At 72.7% G+C, this 12,761-nt stretch carries 10 protein-coding genes; 6 read left to right on the top strand and 4 right to left on the bottom strand.

The window, feature by feature from the left end; all coding sequences use genetic code 11:
* Positions 1-107: 107 nt before the first annotated feature.
* From ABZ490_RS30590 to ABZ490_RS30600, 3 genes are read right to left on the bottom strand one after another with little or no spacing between them, the layout of a single operon-like run.
* A complete protein-coding gene (locus tag ABZ490_RS30590; protein WP_358996960.1) occupies positions 108-1,481 on the bottom strand; it encodes an MFS transporter in 1,374 nt (457 codons plus the stop codon).
* A gap of 53 nt (positions 1,482-1,534) precedes the next feature.
* On the bottom strand, positions 1,535-2,731 hold the full coding sequence (locus ABZ490_RS30595; protein WP_358996964.1) for a PLP-dependent aminotransferase family protein: 1,197 nt from the start codon (positions 2,729-2,731) through the stop codon (positions 1,535-1,537).
* Positions 2,728-5,838 carry a BTAD domain-containing putative transcriptional regulator gene (locus tag ABZ490_RS30600; RefSeq protein ID WP_358996967.1) on the bottom strand — a complete coding sequence of 1,037 codons (3,111 nt, stop codon included), beginning with the start codon at positions 5,836-5,838 and terminating at the stop codon, positions 2,728-2,730. The genes ABZ490_RS30595 and ABZ490_RS30600 overlap by 4 nt, the downstream gene beginning before the upstream one ends.
* A gap of 349 nt (positions 5,839-6,187) precedes the next feature.
* On the opposite strand from ABZ490_RS30600, the gene ABZ490_RS30605 reads away from it, so the two are divergent.
* Together ABZ490_RS30605 and ABZ490_RS30610 are read left to right on the top strand one after the other, a co-directional pair.
* Positions 6,188-6,751 carry a cupin domain-containing protein gene (locus ABZ490_RS30605; RefSeq protein WP_358996970.1) on the top strand — a complete coding sequence of 188 codons (564 nt, stop codon included), beginning with the start codon at positions 6,188-6,190 and terminating at the stop codon, positions 6,749-6,751.
* Positions 6,752-6,763: 12 nt separating this feature from the next.
* Entirely contained in the window at positions 6,764-7,321 is a 558-nt protein-coding gene (locus tag ABZ490_RS30610) for a hypothetical protein (RefSeq protein WP_358996973.1), read from the top strand.
* A gap of 156 nt (positions 7,322-7,477) precedes the next feature.
* Here ABZ490_RS30610 and ABZ490_RS30615 read toward each other — a convergent pair whose 3' ends face one another.
* Positions 7,478-8,077 (bottom strand): class I SAM-dependent methyltransferase, encoded by a 600-nt coding sequence (locus ABZ490_RS30615; protein ID WP_358996976.1) that lies wholly within the window; start codon positions 8,075-8,077, stop codon positions 7,478-7,480.
* 152 nt (positions 8,078-8,229) lie between these two features.
* Between ABZ490_RS30615 and ABZ490_RS30620 the strand changes: the two genes are divergently transcribed.
* From ABZ490_RS30620 to ABZ490_RS30635, 4 genes are all read left to right on the top strand, one after another.
* Positions 8,230-9,024 (top strand): MHYT domain-containing protein, encoded by a 795-nt coding sequence (locus ABZ490_RS30620; protein WP_358996979.1) that lies wholly within the window; start codon positions 8,230-8,232, stop codon positions 9,022-9,024.
* Between the two features lie 119 nt (positions 9,025-9,143).
* Complete coding sequence (locus ABZ490_RS30625; protein ID WP_358996982.1) at positions 9,144-11,696, top strand: nitrate- and nitrite sensing domain-containing protein; 2,553 nt, start codon at positions 9,144-9,146, stop codon at positions 11,694-11,696.
* Positions 11,693-12,130 (top strand): roadblock/LC7 domain-containing protein, encoded by a 438-nt coding sequence (locus ABZ490_RS30630; RefSeq protein ID WP_358996985.1) that lies wholly within the window; start codon positions 11,693-11,695, stop codon positions 12,128-12,130. Before ABZ490_RS30625 ends, ABZ490_RS30630 begins: the two co-directional genes overlap by 4 nt.
* A gap of 22 nt (positions 12,131-12,152) precedes the next feature.
* Positions 12,153-12,563 (top strand): DUF742 domain-containing protein, encoded by a 411-nt coding sequence (locus tag ABZ490_RS30635; protein ID WP_358996988.1) that lies wholly within the window; start codon positions 12,153-12,155, stop codon positions 12,561-12,563.
* The last annotated feature ends 198 nt before the right edge of the window (positions 12,564-12,761 follow it).

Below are 12,761 nucleotides of genomic sequence, written 5' to 3' on the forward strand. Positions count from 1 at the left end.
GATGTATGCCCTTCGGTGTCCGGTGCTCTCGGTGGTGATCGCGGGTCAGCGTAGAACCGGTCACTTGACGGGCACTGAACGGAATCAGGGCACCAATTCCGTTGTCGTCAAGCACGCCGAGAGCGCCACCCCACCGCCTCTTCCCGGGCGACGGCACGCGGCGTCGCAGTGTGGGCGTGCTTGTCCAAGGTGTACCGGCGTTGCAGCACGATGGCGATCGTCATGAGGACGGCCGGCACCAAGGTGAAGCCGTAGCGAACGGCCGCCAGCGCGCCGGAGGACTGCGTGGTGTGCTCGCCGGCGGTACTGGCCACGAACCCGCCGACAGCCAGACAGGCCGAGTACGCGTACGGCCCCAACGCCCCGCCGGTGGCCTCGGCTGCGGTCCACAAGCCGGTGTAACTGCCCGCACTGGCGGTACCGGCCGGCCCGGCGGCGGCGACGACGTCGGGCATCATCGACAGGGGCAGCAGTTGCATCGCGGCGAACGCGACGCCCAGCACCGCCACGGTTGCGATCAGCAGGGGCAGGCCGGCCGAAGCGCCCAGGGCCAGCACCAGCGAGCCGGCCACGAACGCGGCCTGGGCGGCGAGCAGGCTGCGCTGCTTGCCGAGACGCCGGGCCACCAGTACCCACAGGGGCGTGGTCAGGACCGCCGGCGCCATGAACGCCGCGATGAGCACGGTCGTGAGTGAGGAGCGGCCCAGCTCGTACTCGGCGAAGTACGGCATGGCGGCCAGGACCAGGTTCATCGTGATCGCGACGGTCAGATAGGACGCGGTCAGCGCACGGAAGTGGCGGTCGCGCAGCGCCACCAGCAGGCCGCCCCGGTGCCCCGGCTCGGCCGGGGTGCCCGGCGCGGCGTGGTTGAGGCGGGCGACGCCGGTGATGCCGACGAGCATCGCCGCGAGCATGACCGCGCCGAGCAGCACGGCCATTCTCGTGTAGTCGCCGACGCCCGGATCGTCCCCGGCGACCAGCGGCGCGGCCACACCGGCGAGCAGGACGCTCACGGTGATCACGACATTGCGGTAGCCCATGAGGCGGGTCCGCTCGTGGTAGCCGATGCCCAGGTCGGCCGGTGTGGCGAGGTAGGAGACCTGGTAGCAGGAGTAGAGCAGGTTGCCGGCGACCAGCGCCGACGAGACCCATATTGCGGCGGTCGTCCCGTGCAGGTCCGACGGCACGGCGAACAGGGCCACGAAGGCGAGCACCACGACGCAGCCGGCCAGCATCAGTCGCCTGCGGTGTCCGATGCCGGCCAGGCCGGCATCGGAGACCCGGCCCACCCACGGGTGCACCACGATGTCGGCGACGTTCGGCAGCAGCAGCGCGATCCCGGCCGCGTACGGCGGCACGCCCAGGACGTCGGTCAGGAAGTACAGCAGGAAGATGCCGGGCACGCTGACCCAGATGCCCATGCCGACCGAACCGGCGGCGAACGGGACGAGTGCGCGCAGGGGGAGCCGAACGTTGGTCATGAGCAGCCTTCCGGGAATCCGCCACAGGGGACTGTCGTTGCTCGCTTGCGTCGTCAGAAGGCCAGGGCCAGTCGGCGTACGGCCTCCCGCAGTTCGTCCGGAGTGCGGTCGCTGTAGGAGAACCGCAGGTGCCGGGCCGAGGACCGCTGCCGGGGGTCCGCCGCGAAGAACTCGCCCGGCTGGTAGAGGACGCCGTGGGCGGCCGCCCGCCGGAACAGTGCCGCGGGGTCCACGGCGTCGTCGGTGAGCCGCGGCCAGAGGAACAGCCCGCCTTCGGGGGCCACGATGTCGAAGGCGCCCGGGAGCTGTTCGTGCAGGGCGTCGATCAGCGCGCCGGCGCGTTCCCGGTACAGCGCGGTGGCGTTGCGCACGACCTGATCAAACCACAGGACGTCGTCAGTGAGCAGTCGTTCGATCACCGCCTGGGTCACCGAGGAGGTGTGGACGTCGAGGCGGTTGCGCAGCCGGATCACCGGGGCCACGAGGTGCTCCGGCAGCACCAGCCAGCCCACGCGCCAGCCGGGGCCGAGGGTCTTGGTGAAAGTGTTGACGTGGATCGCCCGATCCGACCCGTGGAAGGCCGCGACCCCCTGGTCCTGGCCACCGAAGCGTAGTTCGCGGTACGGATTGTCGACGATCACGTAGAAGCCGTACCGCTCGGCCAGCTCGATCAGCGCCTGCCGCTTCGACGCCGAGAGACTGACCTGGGCGGGGTTGTGGAAGTCGGGCACGGTGTAGGCTGCGGCGATCCGGGTGCCGCCGGCGAGCCGCCGGGCGAGGTGTTCGACATCGAAGCCGTCGGCCAGGACCGGTACCGGCAGGGTCCGCGTCGTCGACATCTCCAGAGCCCACAGGAAACCCGGGAACACCGGATCGTCCACCGCGACGGTGGCACCGCGCTCGACAACGGTCAGCACCGCCAGCGAGAGGCCGTGCATGCCGCCGTTCGTTACCACGATCCGGCTCGGGTCGACGCCCTCCCACCGCGCGATCCAGTCGCACAGCGCGGCGGATCCGCGCGCCGGCGCGTACTGCAGGCCCGCGACCGCGGCGTCAGGATCCTGCCACAGCTGCTCCGACGCCCGGCCGATCGCCTCGACCGGCAGAGCCACGGGCGCGGGGATGCCACCCAGGAGGCTGATCGCTCCCGGGGCGGGGGCGGCCAGGCTGGCGTCGACGAAGCCCTTCGGCGCCGAGAGCCCACGGGCCAGGGCCGTCAGCCCGCTCTGTTCCTCGGGGCCCGCGGTCATGCATCGCCTCCAGGTCGCGAGAGGAGTTGTTCGGCGCGTCGCGCGAACAGGTGCGCTCCGCGTGCGGTGGAGTGCGCGTAGGCCCGCTGGGCGGCGGCCCGGACAGCGGTGAGGGGTGCACCGCGAGCCTGGAGCAGGCGCGCCTTCAGCAGCAGGAGCAGCCCTTCGGCGTAACGCTGGCCGTAGTCCCACATCGCCTGATCGGCTCGGTCGAGAGCGGCGTCGGCCCGATCGGGCGATCCGGCTGCCAGCCACATCTCGGCGATCAGCGCGTAGTGGTAGGCGATGCCCCATTGCGGAGGATCGAGCAGGTGGGAGGCCAGGAGTGCCTCGGCTTCGGCCGCGGCGGCCGCCGGATCCTCGCCGGTGAGGGCACGTGCCCAGCACCAGCACTGCCGGATGTAGTGGTCGATGTGGGCGCTGAGGCGGGCGAGGCCGGCGGTGGCCCACCGGTCGCCGGCGCGCCGTGCCGTTTCGGCGTCCCCGGCCATGGAAGCGATCATGGTCGTGTAGTAGACCCAGACCGCGGCCGCGTACGCGTCCCCTGGGGTGTCCCAGGTGTCGACGAAAGCCAGCGCCTTGTCGACGTCACCGTGCAGTGCGGTCATGACGGCCCGCCAGCCGGGCCCTTCGCCGGGAATGCTGCCGTCCCGTCGGAGGGGTGTCTCTTCGTCCGGGGCGCCAGTGCCGGCGACAGCAGCAACGTCCTCCTCGGTGAAGGTCCGGTAGGCCTCGCCTATGTTGCCGATGTCCCACTGGTGCAGGCCCCAGGCCAGCCGGCCGTAGCGCCGGACTGTGGGAGCGGAGGACGCCTGACCGAGCTCGTGCATGCGGCGGGCCAACTGCCCACGGTCCTGCTCGATGGAGGTGTAGGCGCCCATCAGACGGATGAAGAGGAAGTCGGCGGCTTCCGCTTCCCGGCCGAGGGTGCGGGCCAGGTATTCCCCCCGTCCCAGCAGATCGAACGTCGAGGCGTCGTACCCCGACTGTCGTCTGACGACGATGGCGAGCAGGGTGAGGGCGGAGAACTCCAGCTCCATGAGTCCGGAGGCCCGGCTGACCTGTATCGCGGAGCGCAGCTGCCGGCCGGCGGATGCGAAGGCGAGTTTGGCTGCCGCGCGGCGCCCGGCGCGGATCAGCGCCTCGGCGGTGCGGCCGGGTTCGGCGAGGAGGCCGGCGGCCCACAGGTGGTAGGCGAGGCGTTCGGCGACGTCCTCGTCGTCGGCATGGATCTGTTCGAGCGCGTCCGCGACGCGCAGATGCAACCGGGTGACCTGCTGTTGCGTGGCGGTCCCGGAGACCGATTCGCGGACCAGGTCGTGTGCGAAGCGGAGCGAGGACGGGTCGTGCGGGCCGGGTTCGAGGAGCCCGAGGGTGTGCAGGGGTTCCAGGCGGTGCAGGCAGTCCGCGGCAGTGACACCGGTGGCGCGGGAGAGGAGTCTGAGGTCGACGTCGCGGCCGATGAGCGCGGCGACCTGGAGCAGGTCGCGGGCGTGGTCGTCGAGGCCGGCCATCCGGTCGCGGACGACGTCGTGGACGGTGGGGGGGACCCCGGTCGGCGGCACGGACGTGTCGCCGTCGCTGATCGTGCCGGTGCCGCTGAGGAGGCGGGAGAGTTCGCGGACGAAGAAGGGGTTGCCGGAGGTACGGGCGTGGATGGCCCGGGTGACGGCGTCGCCGGGATCCTGGCCGACCTCGTGGCGGATGAGTTCGGCCACGTCGTCCGGGCCGAGCGGGCCGAGCCGGAACCTGCGGTGGCCGGGCCGCCGGCTGGCAGCGGCCAGTACCCGGGAAAGATCCGCCCCAGGCACGGGAGCGCGGTCGCGCAGCGCGCCGATGACCGCGGTGCCCCCGGGCAGCCGCCCCGCCAGGTGCTGCAGCAACTGCAGCGAGGTAGCATCGGCCCACTGCAGATCGTCGAGTATCAGGAGTGTCGGCCGTCGCGCCGAGGCCTGTCCGATCAGGGCGACGACCTGCTCGAACAGCCGGAACTGGGCATTGCCGTCCGGTAATTCCCGGGCCGTTTCGTCCCCCGGCACGAGGAGGCTGCCCAGCCCGCCGGTGAGCCACCGTTCGCCCGCCGCAGCGGGCAGACTCCGCACGATCTGGCCCAGCGCCTGCTCCCACGGCCACATCGCCGGAGTCCCCTCACCCTCCAGACACGAACCCCAGACGGTGAGCGCACCCAGCCGGCCCGCCACCGCGGCCGCTTCCTCCAGCAACCGGGTCTTGCCCGCCCCCGGCTCACCCTCGACGACACCGATCGCCGCCTCACCCGCCACCGCACGCTCCACCACCCCCCGCAACGTGGCCAGTTCCCCGCTCCGGCCGACCAGGACGGCCGCCCCCGAGCTCCACCCGGCCTCCCCGCCCGCCGCCGCCCCCACACGCGGCAACGCCGGGGGCTGGGCGAGAATCCGCCGCCGCGCCTCCTCCAATGCCGGCCCCGGGTCGATGCCGAGCTCGTCGGCGAGCCGGTCACGGACCTGACCGAACACCGACAGCGCCTCCGCCTGACGCCCCGCCGCACCCAGAACACCGACCAGAGAAGCCAGCACCGGCTCGTTCAACGGCGCCATCGACGCGGCCAGCTGCACCGCCCCCAGCACCCGCTCCGGCCGCCCCAGCGACACCGCCAGCTCCGCCGCCGCCGTGCACGCCCCGTAGAACTCGTTGTTCAGCGCGTCGAAGACCGGCGCGGCAACCGTCCCCTCACCGATACCGTCACCCGCCGGACCGTGCCACAGCCCTAGCGCCACACCATAGTGATCCAGCGCCACCTCGAGATCCTGCCCAGCCACCGCAGCCCTGGCGGCACCGACCCGTTCCCGGAACGCGACCAGGTCCAGCGTCGCAGGACCGGCAGTGAACAGATAGGAGCCGCCGCGCCGGTGCAGGAACGAACCGGCCTCACGCACAGGCAGCGCAGGCTCCAGCAGCCGCCGCAACGCACCCACGTACTTCTGCAGCACGTTCAACGCACTGGACGGGACACCCTCACCCCAGACCAGGTCGATCAGCTCGCTCGTGCTGGTCGGCCTGCCCGCACGCGCCAGCAACAACGCCAGCAGATACACCTGCTGCCGCGGCCCCGCATCCAGCTCCACACCGTCACGCCAGACCCGTAACGGACCCAGGATCTGCAGATACGGCGCACCTCTGCCGGCCGGCCGATCATCACCACCCGACCGGGCTGCAAGGACGGGCACCGTGACACTCCTCCAACCAGGACAGGCACGACGCGATCCCCGCCGGCGCCGACTCCGAACGAGTGTACGGGGACCAGCGCAATTCCACTGCCGGGTGCGGCAAGGCCCGGTCATGTCGGCGGACTTGACGGACAGTGGAGCACGGTCCGCAGACGGTTCACTCCGCGTCAAGTGGCGGGCGCCAGCCTTTCGGTGTGCGGCGGCGTCCATGCCCGCCGGGCTGCCGACAAGGGGAAGGACTCGCCGTATGAGCCCAGTACGACCGTTCCGAAGAATCGTGACCGGCCATGACGCCTCCGACCGTGCGGTGATCACGCAGGACGCACCACCGCCGCGCGTGGTGGAGATCGGCGGGCCTGGCGGCCCGGTCTTCCATGAGGTGTGGAACACGCGCCAGACGCCGGCCGTCATCGACCGGCAGTCGGACGAGCCGGCGGAGAACGGTCTGGTGCTCGGCCCTCCCGAGCGTGGCACGCGCATCCGGGTGATCGACTTCCCTCCGGAGGACGACCGGATCCGGAACCTGACGGGGGCCGAAGCGGCCGAGAAGTTCGGGGAGATGGGCGGGGCCGACGCCGCGCGGTCCGCCGCCGACGCTCCGCATCCGCTGATGCACCGCACCCAGACGATCGACTACGGGATCGTCATCGAGGGCGAGCTCACGCTTGTTCTCGACGAGGACGAGACCGTCGTCCGCACCGGAGACATCGTGATCCAGCGCGGTACCAACCACGCGTGGGCGAACCGGTCGGCCGCGAACTGCCGGGTCGCCTTCGTGCTCATCGACGGCCAGTACACCGACGGACTCTGAGGAGGAGCTCGTATGCGTATCCGACCCATCCCACCCGGAGAGCTCAGCCCTCAACTCCGCGAGGTGCATGACGGTATCGCCGGCCTCGTCACCGAGGAGCAGGGCCGCGTGGTCATCCTCGACGACGACGGCGCGCTCGTCGGGCCGTTCGCGGCCATGCTGCACTTCCCCACGTTCGGGGTTCCGGCGCTGTTCCTGCAGCGGGCGGTCGCGGCCGAGGCCCACCTCGATCCCGTCGTTCGCGAGGTGGCGATCCTCACCGTCGGCGGCGCCTACGGCGCCCGCTACCTGCTGTACGCCCACGAGCAGACGGCGGACGAGGTCGGCCTTCCGGCGGCACAGATCGCGACCCTGGCGGCGGGCGGACGACCCTCCGGGCTGACCGACGAACAGGCCGTCGCGCACGACGTCGCGAAGGCGTTGACCGCCGGGCGCGTGCTGCCGGACTCCACATACGACCGGGCCACGCAGTTGCTGGGCCACGAAGGGGTCGGCGAGCTCGTGTTCCTCATCGGCAGCTACTGCCTCATCGCGATGGTGCTGAACTGCTTCGACGTGCCGGTCCCGTGATGAGGGGGCGCCTCCCCGCCCCTCGTGTGTGGTTTCCACGACGGCGTCGGCCGACGTGACCGCGCAGGGAGGACAACATGGAGGAGGCGGGCGTCCGCGTCGTGACGGTGCCGGGCGCCAGGCACACCGTCATGTTCGACGCGGCCGCCCGAGCCGTCAGCCCTCCCGGACGGCCAGGGCCAGGAAGCGGGCGTCCTCGTCGACGTACGAGGTCATGCGCCAGCCGGAACCGGCCAGCAGGGGGCGCAGGTTCGGCTCCGCGCGCAGGTCCTCCGGAGTGATCTGCCGCCCCTGGCGGGCGGCGAGGGCGGCCCGTCCGATCGGATGGAACAGCGCCAGGACGCCGCCGGGGCGCACCACCCGGGCCAGCTCCCGCAGGTTCTCCGCCGGGTGCGGGAGATGGGCGACGAGCCCCGCCGCGAACACCGCGTCGAGCGCCTCGTCCCGCAGCGGGAGCGCGGCGACGTCGGCGAGCAGCAGCCGCCCCGCGCGGTCGCGTGCGGCCCGTACGGCGGCCTGGAGCATGGCCGCGGTCAGATCGACCCCGACGACCACTCCCGAGGGCCCCACAGCCGCGCGCAACGGGGTCAGGGCCCGGCCGGTGCCGCAGCCCGCGTCCAGTACGCGGCTGCCCTCCCGCAGTCCGAGCTCGGCGACGGCCGCAGCGTAGACGGGGCCGTCGTCGGGGAAGCGGGTGTCCCAGTCCGCCGCCCGCGCGCCGAAGAACTCCTGGACATGTGTGTGGTCGTCGCTCATGGTCCGCATGATCCCTCACCGCCAGGGAGGGCATCGCTGTGCGCATGTTCGAGCGCGTGGCGATCGCTCCAGCGTACTTATGCGTCACATTCCATCACCTTTCGAAATGCGCCCCCTTTGTGCACCCGTGCCCCCACTAGCGTCCCCTGGCCATGGGACACCTGGACCACGCCGCCTTCGGCTGGCTGACCCCCGTACTGTCGTACGTGATGGCGTGCATAGGCGCCGCCCTCGGGCTGCGCTGCACCGTGCGCGCTCTCGGCGCCACCGGGCGCGCACGGCGCAACTGGCTGATCACCGCCGCCTCCGCGCTCGGCACCGGCATCTGGACCATGCACTTCGTGGCCATGCTCGGCTTCGCCGTCGGCGGCACCGACATCCGCTACGACGTTCCGCTGACCGTGCTCAGCCTCCTCGTCGCCATGGTCGTCGTCTGCGCCGGTGTCTTCGTCGTCGGCTACGGCCGTGACCGCACGCGCGCGTTGCTGCTCGGCGGACTCACCACCGGCGTCGGCGTGGCGAGCATGCACTACCTGGGCATGGCCGCGGTCCGCCTGCACGGCGACGTCTCCTACGATCCGACGCGCGTCGCCCTCTCCGTCCTGATCGCGGTCGTCGCCGCGACCGCGGCCCTGTGGGCGGCGCTCAACATCAAGTCACCGATCGCGGTCACCGTCGCCTCGCTGGTCATGGGCGCGGCGGTCAGCAGCATGCACTACACCGGCATGTTCGCGGTACGCGTGCACGTCACCCCCTCCGGAGCAGTGCTGCCCGGGGCCACGGCGATGCAGTTCATCTTCCCCCTCGCCGTCGGCCTCGGGTCCTATCTCTTCCTGACCTCGGCCTTCGTCGCGCTGTCACCCACCACGGGGGAGCGCGAGGCATCCGCCTCCGCCCAGCAGCCGCTGGAGAGCGGTGCCGTCCACGGGCCGGCCCGGACCGTGTGACCGGGCCGGCCCGGACCGGACCGCACGCCTCGAGCCGTTCCGCCTGCTCCGAGTCGTTCCGCCCGCCCCGAGCCGTTGCGGACGGCGCGTCCCCCGACATTCTTCCGAGCGAGGAGGCCATGCGTACACCCCGTAGGACCCCCACCGACGGCGCCGAGGCGCCGCCCCTGGTGCGCGGGCGGCGCGCCCACGCCGGGCCGCCCGCCGACGAGGGCCCGGACGAGCGGACGGGCGCGTCGGCCGACGTGGCACCCGCGCGCGCGGGACGTCGGCACCTGCGGCCGCGCACCGTACGGGCCAAGATCATCTGCCTGCTGATGGTGCCGGTCGTCTCCCTGCTGGCCCTGTGGGCGTACGCCACCGTCAGCACCGCCCAGGACATCTCCCGGCTCCGCCAGTTGCAACGGGTGGACTCCCAGGTCCGTACGCCCGTCGCGGCGGCGGTGGCCGCCCTGCAGAACGAACGGGCGGCCGCCGTACGGTACGCCACCGAACCCGCCGCCGGGCAGGACGACGACCTCAGGCAACTCGCGGAGCGCACGGACGCGGCCGTGGCCCGGCTCCGCCTGGGCGACCACAGCACCGTCGCCGACGGCCAGGACCTGCCCGCCGGAGTCGCCCGGCGTCTGGAGACCTTCGTCTCCGGAGCCGAGGCCCTGAGTCCGCTGCGGACCGCCGTGCTCGACGGCGGCGCCGACTGGCGGGAGGCCTACGACCGGTACACCGCCACTCTCTCGGCGGCCTTCCAGGTGGACGGCGCGCTCTCCGGAATCCAGGACGCCGAACTGGGATCCGACGCGCGTGTGCTGCTCGAATTCTCCCGCGCGGGAGAGGCGCTGGCCCAGGAGGACGCCGTCCTCGCGAGCGCCCGCCTGACCGGACGCCTGGACGGCGAGCGACTGCGGCTGTTCACCGGCGCCGTCGCCACTCGCCGCACCCTGGCCGAGTCGGCCACCGCCGACCTGCGCGGACCCGAACGCACCGCCTGGCAGCGCCTCGCCGAGGGCAGCTCCTACGCCGCCCTGGCCGCCACCGAGGACCATGTGCTCGCGGGCGGATCGGGCGCGAAAGCGCTTTCGGCCGCCTCGGAGGTCACCTGGAACACGGCCCACGCGCGCGTGCGGGACGACCTGCGCGGAATCGAGTCGGCCGCCGCCCGTGACGTCGCGGACCGCGCCGACCCGTTCACCAGGGGAGCCCTCACCCCCGCCGGTGCCGCGGTCCTCTTCGGCCTCGCCGCCGTCATCGCGACGCTCGTGATCTCCGTACGCATCGGACGCGGCCTCGTCGTGGAACTCGTCAGCCTGCGCAACAGCGCCCTGGACATCGCCCGGCGCAAGCTCCCCGAGGCCATGCGCCGCCTCCGCGCCGGGGACGAGATCGACATCCGCGCGGAGGCGCCGCCCGGACCGGCCGCCGAGGACGAGACCGGCCAGGTCGCCGAGGCCCTGACCACCGTGCACCGGGCCGCGCTGCGGGCGGCGGTGGAGCGCGCCGAACTCGCCAGCGGCATCTCCGGGGTGTTCGTCAACCTCGCCCGCCGCAGCCAGGTCCTCGTCCACCGCCAGCTGAGCCTCCTGGACAGCATGGAGCGCCGCTCCGACGACCCCGACGAGCTGAGCGACCTCTTCCGGCTCGACCACCTCACCACCCGTATGCGGCGCCACGCGGAGAGCCTGATCATCCTCTCCGGAGCGGCCCCCGGCCGGGCCTGGCGCATGCCGGTCTCCCTGACCAACGTGGTCCGCGCCGCGGTCTCCGAGGTCGAGGACTACGCACGCGTGGAGGTGCGGCAGCTTCCCGAGACCTCCGTCGTCGGCACCGCCGTCGCGGACCTCACCCACCTCCTCGCCGAACTCGTGGAGAACGCCGCCCAGTTCTCACCGCCGCACACGCGCGTGCGCGTCACGGGCGAGCCCGTCGGCAACGGCTACGCCGTCGAGGTGGAGGACCGCGGGCTCGGCATGGGCAAGGAGACCCTCGCGGATGCCAACCGGCGCATCGCGCAGTCCGAGGCACTCGACCTGTTCGACAGCGACCGGCTCGGCCTGTTCGTCGTCAGCAGGCTCTCCGCGCGCCACGGCGTCAAGGTGCATCTGCGGACCTCGCCCTACGGCGGCACCACCGCGGTCGTCCTCCTGCCGACGGCCCTGCTGCACGGCGGGAAGCCGGAACGATCCGCCCTCGAAGCGGTGGAAGAGGCAGGAGCGGCAGAAGCGGTGGAGGCCGAGCGGCCCACGGCACGCGCGTACGCACGCGTACCCGCCCCCGACCGGTCGGCGCCCGAACCGGAGGCCGTCCCCGCGCCCGCCGAGCGGCCCGCCCTGGTCGCCCCCGTCCGCGCCGCCGCAGACCCGGCCCCCGCCGACCCGCCGCCCCCAGGAGTCACCGCCTTGCGTCTGCATCGCCCCCCGGACGACTCCGAGGGATCGGACGACCTCCCGCGCCGGGTACGGCAGGCGCACCTCGCCCCCCAGCTGCGCAGGTCGCCCCCCGAGGAACCGCACCGGGAGACCCGCCCGCGCGACGACGGGCGTACCCCCGAACTCGTACGGGACCGGATGGCCGCCTACCGGGCCGGCTGGGCACGCGGCGGCGGCAGGCAACCCGGCCGGGGCGGAGCCCCGCATCCCGCACCGGGCAGCGACAGCAGCGAAGGAGACCCCGCATGATCCAGGACCCGAGCACGAGGCCGGCCCAGCGGTCCGGCGAACTCGACTGGCTGCTGGACGACTTGGTGACGCGCGTCAGCGAGGTACGGCACGCCGTGGTGCTGTCCAACGACGGCCTCGCCGTCGGCGCCTCCACCGGCCTCAGCCGCGAGGACGCCGAACATCTCGCGGCCGTCGCCTCCGGCTTCCACAGTCTCGCCAAGGGCGCCGGCCGTCACTTCGGCGCCGGCGGCGTCCGGCAGACCATGGTGGAGATGGACGACGGCTTCCTGTTCGTGGCCGCCGCCGGAGACGGCTCCTGCCTCGCCCTCCTCACCGCCGTCACCGCCGACATCGGCCTGGTCGGCTACGAGATGGCACGGCTGGTCAAACGGGTCGGCGAGCACCTCTTCACCGGCCCGCGCACGGGCGCGCGGCCGCCCGCCGCCGGATGAGACGAGAGAGCGACCGGCCGACATGACCGAGGACAGGACCGGCGTCCCGCACGAGCCGGGCAGCCAGTGGTACGACAACGAGGCCGGACCCCTGGTGCGCCCGTACGCCATGACGGGCGGCCGCACCAAACCGGGCCCCACCGGAGTGCCCTTCGATCTGATCGCCCTGGTCACCCTGGCCCCGGGGGCGACCGACGCGGACGGCACGGCACTCGGGCCCGAGCACCGGGCACTCGTCGACCTGTGCCGTACGGAGACGCAGTCGGTCGCCGAACTCGGGGCGGGTGCTGACCTGCCCGTGGGGGTGGTCCGGGTCCTCCTCGGCGACCTCCTGGAGCTCGGCCTCGTCACCGTCAGCCGGCCCGTCCCGCCCGCGCATCTGCCCGACGAACGCATCCTCCGCGAGGTGATCGAGGGGCTGCGGGCCCTGTAGACCGACGGGCCCTGTAGACCGAGGGGCCCTGTAGACCGAGGCGCCGCGGCCCCTGCGGACGCCCACCCGAGCCGACCCGGACGCGGAACGGACCCGCCTGGCACAGGCTCACGCACACCTTCGGACCGCGAACGCGCAGGGGGCGGTCAGATCGGGCAGATTACGGTCGAACCCCTCGCAAAGGGGCCCCAGTTGTCA

Origin of the sequence: Streptomyces sp. NPDC005811 (assembly GCF_040630405.1) — a bacterium.
GTDB lineage: Bacteria > Actinomycetota > Actinomycetes > Streptomycetales > Streptomycetaceae > Streptomyces.

Coding starts and splice junctions, on each gene's coding strand:
- ABZ490_RS30590 (WP_358996960.1), bottom strand. CDS start 1,481: ATGACCAACGTTCGGCTCCCCCTGCGCGCACTCGTCCCGTTCGCCGCC.
- ABZ490_RS30625 (WP_358996982.1), top strand. CDS start 9,144: ATGCGTACACCCCGTAGGACCCCCACCGACGGCGCCGAGGCGCCGCCC.
- ABZ490_RS30630 (WP_358996985.1), top strand. CDS start 11,693: ATGATCCAGGACCCGAGCACGAGGCCGGCCCAGCGGTCCGGCGAACTC.
- ABZ490_RS30595 (WP_358996964.1), bottom strand. CDS start 2,731: ATGACCGCGGGCCCCGAGGAACAGAGCGGGCTGACGGCCCTGGCCCGT.
- ABZ490_RS30620 (WP_358996979.1), top strand. CDS start 8,230: ATGGGACACCTGGACCACGCCGCCTTCGGCTGGCTGACCCCCGTACTG.
- ABZ490_RS30610 (WP_358996973.1), top strand. CDS start 6,764: ATGCGTATCCGACCCATCCCACCCGGAGAGCTCAGCCCTCAACTCCGC.
- ABZ490_RS30605 (WP_358996970.1), top strand. CDS start 6,188: ATGAGCCCAGTACGACCGTTCCGAAGAATCGTGACCGGCCATGACGCC.
- ABZ490_RS30615 (WP_358996976.1), bottom strand. CDS start 8,077: ATGAGCGACGACCACACACATGTCCAGGAGTTCTTCGGCGCGCGGGCG.
- ABZ490_RS30635 (WP_358996988.1), top strand. CDS start 12,153: ATGACCGAGGACAGGACCGGCGTCCCGCACGAGCCGGGCAGCCAGTGG.